This is a genomic window from Rathayibacter sp. AY1B6 (assembly GCF_002932755.1).
Classification (GTDB): domain Bacteria; phylum Actinomycetota; class Actinomycetes; order Actinomycetales; family Microbacteriaceae; genus Rathayibacter.
On the sequence record NZ_PSWL01000010.1, the window covers coordinates 81,121 to 95,722 of the forward strand.

The window sequence follows — 14,602 nt, forward strand, 5'->3', positions numbered from 1 at the left end:
CCGTGCCTCCGTTCTCCGACGCGTCCGCCGCGCCTGCAGCACCCGCCTCCGCCACCGCTCCCTCCTCCGCCGACGGGACGACCGCGCCTCCGCTCGACGAGAGGATCCGCGCCGACGTCCATCTGCTGGGCGAGCTGCTCGGTCAGGTCCTCCGCGAGTCGGGCGAGCCCTCCCTCTACGAGGACGTGGAGCGCCTGCGCGCGCTCACGATCAGCGCCTACGACAGCGGCGACGCGGCCGGGACCGCGGAGGCGGAGGAGTTCGTCGCCTCGCTCACGCTCGAGCGCGCCGAGGAGGTCGCCCGGGCCTTCACCTGCTACTTCCACCTCGTGAACGTGGCGGAGGAGTTCCACCGCGTCCGCGTGCTGCGCCGCCGTGAGGCCGACGCCGGTGCGCAGTCGCCCGAGGACTCGATCCTCGCCTCGATGCGCCGGCTGACCGGGGAGCTCGGGGAGGACGAGGCGTTCGCGCGCCTGTCCCGACTGGAGTTCCGCCCGGTCCTGACGGCGCACCCGACCGAGGCCCGCCGCCGCGCCGTGGCCTCGACCATCCGCCGCATCAGCGACCTGCTCGAGCAGCGCGACGACCCGCGCATGGGCGGCGTCGTGCTCGTGGAGATCCGCCGCCGGCTGCTGGCCGAGGTCGACACTCTGTGGCGCACCGCTCCGCTGCGCGAGTCCAAGCCCACCCCTCTCGACGAGGTGCGCACGGCGATGAGCGTCTTCGACGAGTCGCTGTTCTCGGTGCTCCCCCGCGTCTACCGCCGCCTCGACGACGCCCTGCTCGGCGAGGGCTCGGGCACCCGGGCACCGGTCGCACCGGCCTTCGTCCGCCTCGGCACCTGGATCGGCGGCGACCGCGACGGCAACCCCTTCGTCACCGCCGAGACGACCCTCGCGGCGGTGGACATCGCCTCCGAGCACGTCCTCATGGGCCTGGAGCGCGTCGCCCGCCGCGTGGGCCGCGCGCTGACCCTCGACGCGTCGACCACTCCCCCGTCGGCAGCCGTCGAGGCGCTCTGGGCCTCCTGCGTCGAGCGCGCTCCCGAGCTCGCCGCCGACATCGCCGAGCGCTCGCCCAACGAGGCTCACCGCCGCGTCCTGCTGTTCGCGGCCGAGCGCCTGGCCGCCACGCGGACCGCGGGACCGCTGGCCTACTCCGCCGCGGGTGAGCTGCTGGCCGAGCTGCGCACCCTGCAGGAGTCGCTGGTCGAAGCCGAGGACGTCCGCGCCGCGTACGGCGACCTCCAGGACTTCGTCTGGCAGCTCGAGACGTTCGGCTTCCACCTCGCCGAGATCGAGGTGCGCCAGCACTCGAAGGTGCACCGCGAGACGATCGCGGCGATCCGCGCCGGCGAGGAGCTCGACGAGCGCGGCCTCGAGGTCCTGTCGGTGTTCCGCGCGATCGCGAAGGTCCAGGAGCGCTTCGGCACCGACGCGGCGAGGCGCTACATCGTCTCCTTCACGCAGTCGGCCGACGACCTGAGGACGGTCTTCGAGCTCGCGGAGGCGGCGACCGACGGCGTGCCGCCGATCATCGACGCGGTCCCGCTCTTCGAGACCTTCGCCGACCTCGACGCCTCGACCGACATCCTCGCCGAGATGATCCGCCTCCCCCAGGTGCAGGCGCGCCTCGCGGCCACCGGCAACCGCCTCGAGGTGATGCTCGGCTACTCCGACTCGTCGAAGGACGTCGGGCCGGTCTCGGCGACGCTCGCGCTCTACGACGCGCAGGCGCGCATCGCGCAGTGGGCGGCCGATGAGGGCATCGTGCTCACGCTGTTCCACGGCCGCGGCGGAGCGCTCGGCCGCGGCGGCGGGCCGGCCAACCGCGCCGTCCTCGCGCAGCCGCCCGGGTCGGTGGACGGCCGCTTCAAGCTGACGGAGCAGGGCGAGGTCATCTTCGCCCGCTACGGCAACCCGGACATCGCCACGCGGCACATCGAGCAGGTGGCGGGAGCGACGCTGCTCGCCTCCTCGCCCGCGGTCGGCGAGCGCAACGCCGGCGCCGCGGAGCGCTTCGCCGAGGTGGCGGCGACGATGGACCGCGAGTCGCGCCGCCGCTTCTTCGAGCTCGTGAAGGCCGACGGCTTCGCACCGTGGTTCGCCCGGGTCACCCCGCAGGAGGAGGTGGGCCTGCTCGCCCTCGGCTCGCGTCCGGCCCGCCGCGGCCTGTCCGTCGAGTCGCTCGAGGACCTGCGCGCGATCCCGTGGGTCTTCGCCTGGACCCAGGCGCGCGTCAACCTGACCGGCTGGTTCGGCCTCGGCAGCGCGCTCGAGGCCGTCGGCGACCTGGACCTGCTCCGCGAGGCGTACGCCTCCTGGCCGCTGTTCACGACGATGGTCGACAACGTCGAGATGTCGCTCGCGAAGACCGACGAGGGCATCGCCCGCCGCTACCTCGCCCTCGACTCCCGCGACGACCTCGCCGGACTCGTGCTCGACGAGATGGCGCTCACCCGCCGGTGGGTGCTCTCGATCACCGGCGAGGAGAGCCTGCTCACCGGCCATCGCGTGCTCGGCCGGGCGGTGCGCCTGCGCACCCCGTACGTCAACGCGCTCTCGCTCCTGCAGCTGCGCGCGCTGAAGGCGCTCCGCACCGACCCGGGCGGATCCGGGACGGAGCAGAACCAGCGGCTGCTCCTGCTCGCGGTCAACGGAGTCGCGGCGGGGCTGCAGAACACCGGCTGATCCCGCCTCGGAACGACGGAACCCCCGGCGGCCTCACGGCTGCCGGGGGTTCTCGTGCGTCTGCGGGCGCCTCCCGCCTGCGGAGCGGGTCGAGGCGCCGGGCGGATCAGGCCTGCGGGGCGGCGCCGGCGTCCTGAGCGGCCTTCGCCTCCTCGTACTGGCGGCGCACCTCGACCATGTCGAGGCCGCGGACCTGCTCGATCAGGTTGTCGAGCGCAGGGGCGGGCAGGGCGCCGGGCTGAGCCATCAGCGGGACGCCGTCGCGGTACACCACGAGGGTGGGGATGGAGGAGATGCCGTAGCTCGCGGCGAGCTGCTGCTGGTCCTCCGTGTCGACCTTCGCGAAGGTGATGTCGGCGTTCTTCTCGCTCGTGGCCTCGAAGACCGGAGCGAACTGCTTGCACGGGCCGCACCAGTCGGCCCAGAAGTCGATGAGGACGATGCCGTCGGCGATCGTCTGGTCGTGGGAGTCGAGGGTCATCGCAGTCGTAGCCATGGGGGATGCAACCGGGTGCCCCCGCGGCCTATTCCCGGGCGGGATCGAGGAGGTCGAGCAGCGAGCGCGGACCGACCACGGCGGCCCCGAGCGCCTCGACGCGGGCGGCCAGTCCCCGGTCGGCCGTCACGACGACCGCGGTCTCGAGCGCTCCGACCAGGTCGACGACCGCGTCGTCGCCCGAGCCGTCGGCCGCGTGGACCGTCAACCGCGATGCGGGAGCACCGGCCTCCGGACGGGCGGCGCGCGCCGCTCCCTCGAGCACCACGGCGATGCGGGGCCAGACCGTGTCGGCGTCGATCCCCAGGAGACGGCCGGGGACGCCGGCCCCCGCGAGGCGGGCCAGGGACGCGAGGAGGCGCTCCGCGGCGCCGGCGCGGTCGCGCCACCAGCCGTCGGGGCGGGAGCCGACCACGTTGGCGGCGTCCACGACGAGCACCGGGATCGAGGAGCCGAGCACGCGCAGACCCGGCCAGGCCGCCCCGAAGCCCGGGTGCAGCGGCAGGGAGTCGACGTCGTCCGGGGCGACCCAGCGCAGCTCGGTGCTCTCGGCGTCGCTGATGCGGGGAGTGAAGTGCTCGCGGGAGTCGGCCAGGACGGTGGAGTAGCTCCACGGGCCGATCACGACGACGCTGGAGAGCACGGGCAGTATCAGGTCGGCGGGGACGCCCGCCTCCTCCTCCGACTCCCGGAGGGCCGCCTCGAAGGCCGTCTCCTCGGGGTGACGGGCCCCGCCGGGCAGCCCCCAGGTGTCCCCGAAGTGGCTCCAGCTCACGCGGTGCTGGAGCAGGACGCGTCCCGACGGATCGCGCAGGAGGAGGCCGGCGGCGCCGAAGCGCCCCCAGAAGCGGCGTCCGTCGCCGATCTCGACCCAGCCGTCGCCGAGCGACGCGTCGAAGGGGTGGCGCGGGAGCACGGCGTCCGCGCCGGGGTCCTCGCTGGTCATGCCCTCCAGCCTCCCACACCGCGCCCGCCGCACCCGACTCCGACGGGCTGGCAGAATCGGACGATGCGCCGCTCGAGACCCCTCCGCCTCGCGACGCTCGCCTGGCTCGCGCTGATCGCCCTGATCACGCTGACGCCCGCGCCCTACCCGGCCGGGGAGCCGAACGCGCTGATCCGCGGGATCATCGCCTTCCTCGCCTCCACGCCGCTCACCGGCTGGTTCGACTTCGACGTGGCGGAGTTCACCGCGAACGTGCTGCTCTTCGTGCCGCTCGGGGCGCTGGTCGCCGCGCAGCTGCCGCCGGGGCGCCGCCTGTGGGCCGCCGCCATCGGCCTCGGGGTCTCGGCGGCCGTCGAGACCGCGCAGCTGCTGTGGCTGCCGACCCGCGTCTCCGACCTGCAGGACCTGGTCTCGAACGGCAGCGGCTCCGTGATCGGCGCGCTGCTGACGGTCGCGCTGCTCCGCTTCTCCCCCCGCCGCCGCTCCCGGAAGGACCGCACCGCCCATGCCCGCTGAGACCCTCGTCGTCCTCGACCGACCCTCCCTCGACGCGGAGGCGCACTCGCCGGGAGGAGCCGCGCACCGCATCGATCCGAGCGGGCGCGGCGATCTGGACGTCACCGACCTCGGCTTCACGCGTGGCGACGGCGTGTTCGAGACGATCAACCTGGTCGACGGACGGCTGCAGGCGCTCGACGCGCACCTGGACCGCTTCGAGCGCTCGGCCCGGATGCTCGACCTGCCCCGGCCGGACCGGGCCGCCTGGCTCGAGGCGATCGGAGCGGCGGTGGCCGCGCACCCGCGCGTCGCCGAGGCGATGGTGAAGACGATCCTGACCCGCGGCGTCGAGGGCGGCGGGCGGCCCACCGGCGTCGTCTTCGTGCAGACCAGCCCGGACTTCGGCCCGGCCCGCCGCGACGGAGTGCGCGTGGTGCTCCTGGACCGCGGGCTGCGCTCGGACGTGCAGACGACGTCCCCCTGGCTGCTCGCCGGGGCGAAGACGCTCTCGTACGCCGTGAACCGCGCGGCCGCGCGGGAGGCCGCCCGGCGCGGTGCCGACGACGCCCTGTTCGTGTCGAGCGACGGCTACCTGCTCGAGGGGCCGACCTCGAACCTCGTGCTGCTGACGAACGGCGAGCTCGTGACTCCCCCGCCGAGCCTCGGGCTGCTGCCCGGGACCACGCAGGCCGACCTGTTCGCGCTCGCCCCCGGCCTCGGCCTCGGGACGGCCGTGCGTCCGCTGCGCGCGGACGACCTGGAGGCCGCGGACGCGGCGTGGCTGGTCTCGAGCGCACGCAACGCCGCTCCCGTCCGCGCCGTCGACGGGGCCGACCGCCGCATCGACGCCGACCTCTCTGCCCGGATCAACGCCGCGCTGCTCGCCCGCTGAGACTCCGGTCCTCCCCCGCGGGACGCCCCGCGCCGAGCGCGGACGGCGTCCCGGAGGAGAGAGGGCTCAGGAGAGGCCGTCGACGTCCGCGGGGCCGCGGCCGATGAGTCCGCCGCGGACGTGCTCGACCGTGGGGTCGAGCTGGACCGGCTCGCGCTCGTCCGCCGCCTCGTCGTTGATGACGGCCGACACGATGCCGCGCCAGTCGGTGCCCTCGGCCACGGCGTCCTCGGAGCCGACGCGGCGCGTGACGAACACGGCCTCCGACTCCTCGCCCGCGTGCGAGATGACGGCGAGGACGCCGACGGTGCGACCGCCCGGGTGCTCGATCCGCCACTCCTCGTGCCCGGACGGGACGAGCGAGAACTCCAGGCCCGCGTGCGGGAAGCCGGTGGGGCGCAGCTCGGACGGGGATCCGCTCTGCGGAGGCGCGCCACGGGTGGGGACCCCGGTGCCCTCGCCGCTCGTCGTGCTCATGCCGACGTCGCCGCGGGTTCCGCCGGCCCCGGAGCTGTCGTTCGCCGCGACCATGCGGTCGTCGCCGCTCCGCAGCGCGTCGTCCGCTCCGGTGTAGATGCTGTCGTCTCGGTTCATGGGAACCTCCTTGTCGGCGGCCAGTGTAGGACCGCGGGGTGGGTGGCGAGCGGGCGCCGTTCGTAGACTGGGGGGATGCAGATCCCGGTGACCGGTGCCGTGCGGGTGGACGCGTGGCTCTGGGCGGTGCGCATCTACAAGACGCGCTCCGCCGCGACGACCGCGGCCCGGGCCGGCCACATCCGCGTCAACGGCGAGCGGGCCAAGGCGGCGCAGACCGTGCGGGTCGGCGACGAGGTCCGCGCCCGGATCGGCGGCTTCGACCGGGAGCTGATCGTCCGCGGACTCGTGGTCAAGCGGGTCGGTGCGCCGGTGGCCGCCGAGTGCATGGAGGACCGGACGCCCCCGCCGCCTCCCCGGGAGTCCGCGCCGGGCGTGATCGTCCGGGACCGCGGAGCGGGCCGCCCGACCAAGCGCGACCGGCGCGACATCGAGCGGCTCCGCGGGTTCTGACGCCGCGGACGGCCTGCGGCGCGGCGCCTCAGGGGGCGAGGGCTCGCAGGCGCTCCAGGAGCCCCTCCGCCGCCTCGTCGAGGAACCGCTGCTGCAGCTCGTCGCCGACCTGGACGAGGGCGATGTCGGTGAAGCCCGCCTCGATGTAGGGCACGAAGCTCTGGGCGAGCTCGTCGAGGTCGGGGCCGCAGGCGATCTGCTCGGCGACGTCCTCCGGGCGCACGAACTGGCTCGCTCCGGCGAAGCCGGCGGGGGTCGGCAGATCGGAGTTGACCGCCCAGCCGCCGGCGAACCAGCGGAACTGCTCGTGGGCCAGCGCCACTCCCTGCTCCTTGTCGGGCGCCCAGCAGATCGGGATCTGGCCGATCGTGCGCGAGGGGGCGGCGTCCGCACCGCGGACCGCGGTCCACTGCGAGATCAGCTCGGCGTCGGGCTCGGTCGTGATGAGGTGGTCGCCGATCGGCGCGAAGCGGGCGATCGACTTCTCTCCGGAGACCGCGAGGCCGATCTCGACCGGCTTGTCCGGCAGGTCCCAGATGCGGGCGGAGTCGACGCGGAAGTACTCGCCCTCCCAGGTCACCAGCTCGCCGGTGTGCAGCTCGCGGATGAGGTGCACGGCCTCCTCGAGCATGTCCTGGCGCACGGCGACCGAGGGCCAGCCCTCGCCGACCACGTGCTCGTTGAGGTTCTCGCCCGAGCCGAGGCCGAGCGTGAAGCGGTCGTCCGAGAGGATCGCGAGCGTCGCCGCCTTCTGCGCGACCACGGCCGGGTGGTAGCGGATGGTCGGCGCGGTGACGTAGGTCGTGAGGTCGATGGTCGACGTGGCCTGCGCGACCGCTCCGAGCAGCGTCCAGGCGTAGGAGGCGTGCCCCTGCTCGGTCAGCCACGGCGAGTAGTGGTCGCTCGAGACCGCGAACTCGAAGCCGAGCCTCTCGGCGTCGACCGCGTAGCCCACCAGCTGCTTGGGTCCGCTCTGCTCGGTCATCAGGGTGTATCCGAATCGCACCATGGTCCGTCCTCGTTCCGCTCGTCGTGGGATGCCCGGGGGGCACGTCCATGGTGGGCGGGGCACCGGATGCGCGCTAACCCCTTGCCCCGGTGGCGAGCGGCGGCTAGCGCGGCGTCAGACGAAGCGGATGCGGTTCTGCACCCGGGTGCGGACCTCGAACGACTCGCCGTACCCGCCGAGGCGCGGATCGTCCGTGCCGGAGCGCAGCAGCTGCGGCAGCAGCGAGCGGCGGATGACGACGGCACCCTGGTGCCGGCCGCGCTCGACCTGCTCGAACGGCTGCTCCAGCGCGTCGTCCGGCACGACCACGACGCTCGCCGAGAAGCGGACGCCCAGCTCTCGGCCGAGACGTCGCGCGGCCTTCGCGAGCGAGGCGATCGGCTTCTCGTCCTCGGCGATCCCGGGGCCCTCGAGCTCGCCCTTCTTCAGGCGGACCGGGTCGCCCCAGTCGGCGGAGGTCAGCGCGAGCAGGCCGGCCGGCCCGAGCACGAGGTGGTCGATCTTGAGCCCGCCGTCGCCGACCGCGACGTCGTTCCAGATCGTGTAGGCGATGCCGAGGGCGCCGACGAGCGCGGCCGTCGCCTCCTCGGCCTGGGCCTTCGCGAGCCAGGAGCGCACCTCACGGGGAGCGGAACGGACGATCGCCGGGTCGAAGGGGTCCTCGGTCTCGACGCCGCGGCCGAGCCACTCGCGCACCAGGCGGAGGTAGTACTCGCGTGCCGCGCCGCCCGGGTGACCGTAGGAGCGGGCGCGCACGGCGGAGGCGGTCTTCGGGCGCGGCGAGCCGGTGTACGGCGACCGCGGGGACGACGTCCCGGGGGCGGGGGCTCCTCGGTCGTAGTCGCTGCGGGCGGAGGCGCTGCCGATCCGCTCCCAGGCGAGCTGCACCGCGTGGAACGACGCTGCGTCACCTCCTGTGTCCGGATGGGTCTCGCGGAGGCGGAGCCGGTACGCCCGGCGGAGCTCGTCGTCGGACGCGGTGGCGGCGACGCCCAGCACCTCGTAGGGGGTGCGGGCGGCGTGGCTGTCGGGCATGTGCTTCCGGGAGGGTCGGGGCGGGGGGTTCCGAGTGTATCGACGCCGGCCGGGCGCCCGGTGGGAGCGCGCACCGCGTCGGCTCGGAACGCGCCGGACGCCCGCCGGGGAGCGGGCGTCCGGCGGGGGTCAGCGCGCGAGCAGCTCGCGCACCCGCGGGATGACCTGCGTGCCGTAGAGCTCGATGTTGCGCATGATCGCCGGGTGCGGCAGCGTGCCGGCGCTGTACTTCAGGTCGAAGCGGTCGATGCCCAGAGCCTCGACCGTGCGCGCGATCTTCCGAGCGACCGTCTCGGGCGAGCCGAGGTGGATGGCGCCGTCGGGGCCCGCCTCCTCCTCGAAGCGCTCACGGGTCATCGGGGACCAGCCGCGCTCGCGGCCGATGGCGTCCATCATCGCCTTGTGGTGCGGGAAGTACAGCTCGCGCGCCTCCTCGTCGGTGTCGGCGACGAAGCCGGGCGAGTGCACGGCGACCGGGAGGCGGGGCTGCTCGAGCTGGTCGAGCGCGCGGCCGAAGAGATCGACGTAGGGGCGGAAGCGGGCCGGCGAGCCGCCGATGATCGCCAGGACGAGCGGGAAGCCGTAGCGGGCGGCGCGGACGACCGACTCGGGGCTGCCGCCGACCCCGATCCAGGTGCGGAGGCTGCCGTTGTCGAGGGTCGGGTAGACGCTCTGCTCGGTGAGCGCGGGGCGGGTCGTGCCCTGCCAGGTGACCGGGCCGCCCTGGATCAGGGCGTGGAAGAGGTCGAGCTTCTCCTCGAAGAGGACCTCGTACTGCGCGAGGTCGTAGCCGAAGAGGGGGAAGGACTCGGTGAAGGAGCCGCGGCCGAGGATGACCTCGGCCCGCCCGCCGGAGAGCCCGTCGAGGGTCGCGAAGCGCTGGTAGACCCGGACGGGGTCGTCCGAGGAGAGGACCGTCACGGCGGAGCCGAGGTGGATGCGCTCGGTGCGGGCCGCGATCGCGGCGAGCACGACGTCCGGGGCGCTCACGGCGAAATCGGCGCGGTGGTGCTCGCCGATCCCGAAGAAGTCGATGCCGACCCGGTCGGCGAGCACCCCCTCCTCGACCACGTCGCGGAGGACCTGGCCGTGCGGCAGCGGGGCGCCGTCGGGGCCGGCGGTGACGTCGCCGAACGTGTCGACGCCGAACTTCACTTCATGCATACTCATGGACTTCTGCAACCTCCGGAGGTCGACGGCTATTCCTGCGGGCGGGGTCCGACGTCCCCGTGCAGGAGCTCGTCCGAAGAGACGATCCCCGCCGCGAGCGCCGGCTCGCGGTAGGCGCGCCCGAGCGAGGCGACGGTGTCGTGCGCGTTCAGGCCGCTCGGGTTCGGCAGCACCCAGAGCGGGGAGCCCGCGACGTCCTCCTCCTGCCTGCCCTGCACCGCCCTGCGGCGTCCGAACGCGATCCGATAGGCGGTGATGCCGACCACCGCGACGGCACGGGGCCGCACCCGCCCCACTGTGGCGACGAGCCGCTGAGCGCCCTCGCGCAGCTCTTCCGCGCTCAGTTCGTCGGCGCGGGCGGTCGCCCGGGCGGCGAGGTTGGTGATCCCGACGCCGCGGGAGACGAGCTCTGCGCGGTCGGCGGCGCTCATCCCCTCGGAGACCCGCGGCGCGCGCTCGAGGATCCCGGCCGCGACGAGCGCCGGATAGAAGCGGTTGCCGGGATGGGCGAAGTGCGCGCCGGTGGCGGCGGTCCACAGTCCCGGGTTGATGCCGACGAACAGGAGGCGGACGTCGTCGCCCAGCAGGTCCTCGACCGTGCGGTCCTGGAACGCTGCGAGCTCGGCGCGGGTGAACGGCATGCGACCATCCTCCCGCGGCGCAAGTCCTCTCGGCACGAGGTCGCCGGTGCCAGCATGGAGGCATGACGAACGCATCCCAGGACCACCCGATCCAGCACGGCAGCGACGACGCCCAGCTCGACGAGAAGCTGCGCGGCGTGCTGCTGCAGGTCGCCGGCGACGCCGAGCTGCGACCGGAGGAGGACGTCGAGACCCTGCTGCGCCAGCGCCTGCGCGACACGCGGATCTCGATCTCGGACGAGGCGATCCCCGGGCTCGCGAAGCGCATCCCCGGCCTCATGCAGCGCGGGGGCGGCGACGTGAACCCCGGGGCCCACTAGCCCGGAGGGACGGGTGCGCGCCGGGCGGCCGCTCGGCCCCGCGTCGGCCCGCGCTACTCGGGGACCGCCGGGCCCTTGCGGTGGTGGTCGAACACCAGGCTCGTGCGCGTCGAGGCCACCGCCGGGTGCGCCGAGAGGTTCGAGACCACGAAGTCCCGCACGTCGTCGGAGTCGCGGACGGCGACGTGGATGATGAAGTCCTCGGAGCCGCCGAGGAAGAACAGCTGCACCACCTCGGGCAGCGCGCTGATCTCCTCCGCGAAGCGGGTGATCGCCTGGCGCTGGCCGACGCGGATGTTGACGCTGATCAGCGCCTGCAGGGTCAGGCCGAGCGCCGCCGGATCGAGCTCGGCGGTGAAGCCGGTGATCACGCCGCGCTCGACGAGGCCCCGGACGCGTGCGACGCAGGTCGACGGGGCGATGCCGGCGCGCTCGGCGAGCCGGCTGTTGGGCGTGCGCGCGTCGGCGCGCAGGAGGCGCACCAGGGTCCGGTCGACCGGATCCAGGTCGTCGAGGTCGTGCAGATCCTTCGGTGGCATGCGCCCGTTCCCCCTCTCCGCCGACGAACCTTCGGCTCGTGCGCCGACTTCTGACCGAGCCTGCGGAATCCCTCCGCTCCAGGCACGATCTTCGCACGATGGGGGCAGAGCCGGTGCAGGATCGGCGCCCACCGCCCGCCCCGCGGGCCGCAGCGAAGGAGCCGCCGTGCGCGTCGGGATCCCCACCGAGATCAAGAACAACGAGAACCGGGTCGCCGCCACTCCGGCCGGCGTCCACGAGCTGGTGCGCCGCGGCCACGAGGTCCTGGTCGAGGCCGGCGCGGGCCTCGGCTCCCGCGTGTCGGACGAGGACTTCCGCAGCGCCGGCGCCCGCGTCGTCGACGGACCCGACGAGGTCTGGGGCGAGTCCGAGCTGGTCCTCAAGGTCAAGGAGCCGATCGAGGCCGAGTACCCGCGGATGCGCCGCGACCAGGTGCTCTTCACCTACCTCCACCTCGCCGCCTCCCGCCCGTGCACCGATGCGCTGCTCGCCGCGGGGACGACCTCCATCGCCTACGAGACGGTCCAGCTCGACGACCGGCGGCTGCCGCTGCTCTCGCCGATGAGCGAGGTCGCCGGGCGCCTGTCGATCACGGTCGGCGCGTACCACCTCATGAGCGCCGTCGGCGGCCGGGGCACGCTGCTCGGCGGGGTCCCCGGCACTCCGAAGGCGAAGGTCGTTGTGATCGGCGGCGGCACGGCCGGCGAGCACGCCGCGGCCAACGCCCTCGGCATGGGGGCCGACGTCACGATCGTCGACCTCTCGCTCCCCCGCCTCGCGCAGCTCGAGAACCGCTTCCAGGGCGCGATCCAGACGCGCGCCTCCTCGGTCTACGAGATCGCCGCGCAGCTGGCGGACGCCGACCTCGTGATCGGCTCCGTCCTCATCCCGGGCGCCAAGGCGCCCAAGCTGGTGACCGACGAGATGGTCGCCACGATGAAGCCGGGCTCGGTACTGGTCGACATCGCGATCGACCAGGGCGGCTGCTTCGAGGGCTCGCGTCCGACCACGCACGACGACCCGGTGTTCCCCGTGCACCAGAGCGTCTACTACTGCGTCGCCAACATGCCCGGCGCCGTTCCTGAGACCTCGACCCGCGCGCTCACCAACGCGACGCTCCCCTACGCGGTCGCGCTGGCCGACCGCGGGTGGCGGGCCGCCCTGGCCGCCGACCCGGCCCTCGCCCGCGGCCTGAGCACCCACGACGGCCGGGTCGCGAACGCCGCCGTCGCCGCGGCCTTCGACCTCCCGGCCGTGCCGGTGGAGTCGCTGCTGGGCTAGGCGCCTGCGGGCGCGAGGTCGAGCCCCCCGAGGATCTCGGCGATCTCCTCGTCCGGAGCGCCGCCCACGTCGACCGTGACGTGGAGCTCGTCGTCGCCGAGGGGCTCGAGCGCCTCGAACTGCGAGTCGAGCAGCGTGGTCGGCATGAAGTGGCCGACCCGCGAGGCGAGCCGCCCGGCGATCCGGTCCCTCGATCCCGCGAGGTGCGCGAAGACGAGGTCGTCGCGGCGCAGGACGTCGCGGTAGCGGCGGCGCAGGGCGGAGCAGGTCACCACGACCGAGGCGCCCGCGGTGATCCGCTGGTCGACGACGCGGGCGATCTCGGCCAGCCAGGGCGCGCGGTCCTCGTCGGTCAGCGGGATGCCTGCGTGCATCTTGTCGACGTTGGCCTGCGGGTGCAGGTCGTCCCCCTCGAGGAACTCCCAGCCGAGTCGGCGCGCCAGGAGCGACGCGACGGTCGACTTGCCGCTGCCGGAGACGCCCATGACGACGACGGCGCGGACGGGGACGGTGGGAAGAGCGGTCATCAGATACCTCCTACGAAGAGACCGATCAGGAGGACCCCGGCGAGCCCGGTCACCGAGACCAGGCACTCCATCACGGTCCAGGTCTTGAGGGTCTGGCCGATGCTGAGCCCGAGGTACTCCTTCACCAGCCAGAAGCCGGCGTCGTTCACGTGCGACAGGAACACCGAGCCGGCGCCGATCGCGAGCACCATGAGGGCGACCATCGGCCCGTCCATGGTCTCGGTCAGCGGCTGGAGGATCCCTGCGGCGGTCACGGTGGCGACGGTCGCGGAGCCGGTGGCGACGCGGATCACGACGGCCACGAGCCAGGCGAGCAGGAGCGCCGAGGCGCCGCTCCCCTCCGCGAGCTGGGCGACCACTCCGCCGATCCCGGTGTCGACGAGGACCTGCTTGAAGCCGCCGCCCGCGCCGACGATGAGCAGGATGCCCGCGATCGGCGGCAGCGAGCTCGAGAGCGAGGCCTGTAGCTCGGTGCGGTTCATCCGGCCGCCGCGGCCGAGCAGGACCAGACCGGCCAGGAGCGCGATCCCCAGCGCGATGGTCGGCGTGCCGAGGAAGTCGAGGGCGCCCTTCCAGGCGTCGGAGGAGTCGGGAGCCGCGATGTCGGCGATCGCCTTGCCCAGCATCAGCACGACCGGCAGCAGGATGCTCGCGACGGCGGCGGCGAAGCCCGGGCGGTGCTCGCGCGTCTCGCCCGCTCCCTCGCCGAAGAGCGGCGGCGTCTCCACCGGCGCCCAGCGGGCGGCGATCCGGCCGAAGAGCGGGCCGGCGACGACGACGGTGGGGATCGCGACCAGGACGCCGAACGCGAGGGTCACGCCGAGATTCGCACCGAGCGCGTCGATCGCGACCAGGGGGCCGGGGTGCGGCGGGACGAGCCCGTGCATGACCGAGAGGCCGGCGAGGGTCGGGATCGCCACCTTCATCAGCGGCAGGCCGCTCCGGCGGGCGACCAGGATCACGACCGGGATCAGGAGCACGAGTCCGACCTCGAAGAACATCGGCAGCCCGATCAGCGCGCCGACGAAGCCCATCGTCCAGGGCAGCGCCCGGGTGCTCGAGCGGGCGATCAGGGTGTCCACGATGCGGTCCGCCCCGCCGGAGTCGGCGAGCAGCTTGCCGTACATCGCGCCGAGGCCGATGAGGATGCCGACGCCGCCCATGGTGGTGCCGAACCCCAGCGCGAAGCTGGCGACCGCGTCCGCCGCCGCCAGGCCCGCGATCAGGCCCGTGGTCAGCGCTCCGATCAGCAGGGAGACGAAGGGGTGCAGCTTCAGCCAGGTGATCAGCACCACGATCACGGCGATGCCGACGACGGCGGCGAGGATCAGCTGCCCCTGCCCGGCGGTGGTGGCGGGTGCGTCCCCGGCGGCGGCGTGGAGGGCGGGGAGGAGGGTCGGTGTCATGAGCGTCCTTGGTCGAGCCGACGGCCAGCGGTCGGCTTTTGTCCGACATAACCTGCGTGTGTCCCGATCATGCCCGAAGATCGGGCGGGGCGCGACTCCGGCGG

Annotated in this window: 16 protein-coding genes; 6 read left to right on the forward strand and 10 right to left on the reverse strand. The window is 74.0% G+C overall.

Annotation, left to right across the window (positions count from 1 at the left end):
* Positions 1-2: 2 nt before the first annotated feature.
* The gene (locus C5D08_RS07315; RefSeq protein WP_374953935.1) at positions 3-2,690 is read left to right on the forward strand and encodes a phosphoenolpyruvate carboxylase; all 2,688 of its coding nucleotides are present in this window, start codon (positions 3-5) and stop codon (positions 2,688-2,690) included.
* A gap of 106 nt (positions 2,691-2,796) precedes the next feature.
* Here C5D08_RS07315 and trxA read toward each other — a convergent pair whose 3' ends face one another.
* Together trxA and C5D08_RS07325 are read right to left on the reverse strand one after the other, a co-directional pair.
* A complete protein-coding gene (trxA, locus tag C5D08_RS07320) occupies positions 2,797-3,186 on the reverse strand; it encodes a thioredoxin (protein ID WP_104276461.1) in 390 nt (129 codons plus the stop codon).
* A gap of 28 nt (positions 3,187-3,214) precedes the next feature.
* Positions 3,215-4,132: an NUDIX domain-containing protein gene (locus tag C5D08_RS07325; protein ID WP_104276462.1), complete on the reverse strand. Its 918-nt coding sequence runs from the start codon at positions 4,130-4,132 to the stop codon at positions 3,215-3,217.
* Between the two features lie 63 nt (positions 4,133-4,195).
* Here C5D08_RS07325 and C5D08_RS07330 point away from each other — a divergent pair, with 63 nt between their 5' ends.
* On the forward strand, positions 4,196-4,648 hold the full coding sequence (locus tag C5D08_RS07330) for a VanZ family protein (protein ID WP_104276463.1): 453 nt from the start codon (positions 4,196-4,198) through the stop codon (positions 4,646-4,648).
* Positions 4,638-5,522: an aminotransferase class IV gene (locus C5D08_RS07335; RefSeq protein ID WP_104276464.1), complete on the forward strand. Its 885-nt coding sequence runs from the start codon at positions 4,638-4,640 to the stop codon at positions 5,520-5,522. Before C5D08_RS07330 ends, C5D08_RS07335 begins: the two co-directional genes overlap by 11 nt.
* Before the next feature lie 66 nt (positions 5,523-5,588).
* Here the strand turns inward: C5D08_RS07335 and C5D08_RS07340 are convergent, their stop codons facing one another.
* Positions 5,589-6,116: a hypothetical protein gene (locus C5D08_RS07340; RefSeq protein WP_104276465.1), complete on the reverse strand. Its 528-nt coding sequence runs from the start codon at positions 6,114-6,116 to the stop codon at positions 5,589-5,591.
* Positions 6,117-6,191: 75 nt separating this feature from the next.
* On the opposite strand from C5D08_RS07340, the gene C5D08_RS07345 reads away from it, so the two are divergent.
* The gene (locus C5D08_RS07345; RefSeq protein WP_181027140.1) at positions 6,192-6,569 is read left to right on the forward strand and encodes an RNA-binding S4 domain-containing protein; all 378 of its coding nucleotides are present in this window, start codon (positions 6,192-6,194) and stop codon (positions 6,567-6,569) included.
* A 28-nt stretch (positions 6,570-6,597) separates the two neighbouring features.
* Here the strand turns inward: C5D08_RS07345 and C5D08_RS07350 are convergent, their stop codons facing one another.
* The 4 genes from C5D08_RS07350 to C5D08_RS07365 form a co-directional block, all read right to left on the reverse strand.
* The gene (locus C5D08_RS07350) at positions 6,598-7,578 is read right to left on the reverse strand and encodes a TIGR03557 family F420-dependent LLM class oxidoreductase (RefSeq protein ID WP_104247153.1); all 981 of its coding nucleotides are present in this window, start codon (positions 7,576-7,578) and stop codon (positions 6,598-6,600) included.
* A 114-nt stretch (positions 7,579-7,692) separates the two neighbouring features.
* Entirely contained in the window at positions 7,693-8,613 is a 921-nt protein-coding gene (locus C5D08_RS07355; protein WP_104276466.1) for a DnaJ domain-containing protein, read from the reverse strand.
* Between the two features lie 129 nt (positions 8,614-8,742).
* Positions 8,743-9,777 carry an LLM class flavin-dependent oxidoreductase gene (locus C5D08_RS07360; protein WP_104276467.1) on the reverse strand — a complete coding sequence of 345 codons (1,035 nt, stop codon included), beginning with the start codon at positions 9,775-9,777 and terminating at the stop codon, positions 8,743-8,745.
* 35 nt (positions 9,778-9,812) lie between these two features.
* Positions 9,813-10,424, reverse strand: a complete 612-nt coding sequence (locus C5D08_RS07365) for a mismatch-specific DNA-glycosylase (protein WP_104276468.1) — start codon at positions 10,422-10,424, stop codon at positions 9,813-9,815.
* Between the two features lie 62 nt (positions 10,425-10,486).
* Between C5D08_RS07365 and C5D08_RS07370 the strand changes: the two genes are divergently transcribed.
* Positions 10,487-10,744 carry a hypothetical protein gene (locus tag C5D08_RS07370; protein ID WP_104222561.1) on the forward strand — a complete coding sequence of 86 codons (258 nt, stop codon included), beginning with the start codon at positions 10,487-10,489 and terminating at the stop codon, positions 10,742-10,744.
* Positions 10,745-10,797: 53 nt separating this feature from the next.
* Here the strand turns inward: C5D08_RS07370 and C5D08_RS07375 are convergent, their stop codons facing one another.
* Positions 10,798-11,283: an Lrp/AsnC family transcriptional regulator gene (locus C5D08_RS07375; RefSeq protein WP_104276469.1), complete on the reverse strand. Its 486-nt coding sequence runs from the start codon at positions 11,281-11,283 to the stop codon at positions 10,798-10,800.
* A 166-nt stretch (positions 11,284-11,449) separates the two neighbouring features.
* On the opposite strand from C5D08_RS07375, the gene ald reads away from it, so the two are divergent.
* Positions 11,450-12,565 carry an alanine dehydrogenase gene (gene ald / locus C5D08_RS07380; protein WP_104276470.1) on the forward strand — a complete coding sequence of 372 codons (1,116 nt, stop codon included), beginning with the start codon at positions 11,450-11,452 and terminating at the stop codon, positions 12,563-12,565.
* Here ald and C5D08_RS07385 read toward each other — a convergent pair.
* Entirely contained in the window at positions 12,562-13,092 is a 531-nt protein-coding gene (locus C5D08_RS07385) for a gluconokinase (RefSeq protein WP_104276471.1), read from the reverse strand. The two genes, ald and C5D08_RS07385, sit on opposite strands and share 4 nt — an antisense overlap.
* Positions 13,092-14,498 carry a GntP family permease gene (locus tag C5D08_RS07390; RefSeq protein WP_104276472.1) on the reverse strand — a complete coding sequence of 469 codons (1,407 nt, stop codon included), beginning with the start codon at positions 14,496-14,498 and terminating at the stop codon, positions 13,092-13,094. The genes C5D08_RS07385 and C5D08_RS07390 overlap by 1 nt, the downstream gene beginning before the upstream one ends.
* Between the last annotated feature and the right edge of the window lie 104 nt (positions 14,499-14,602).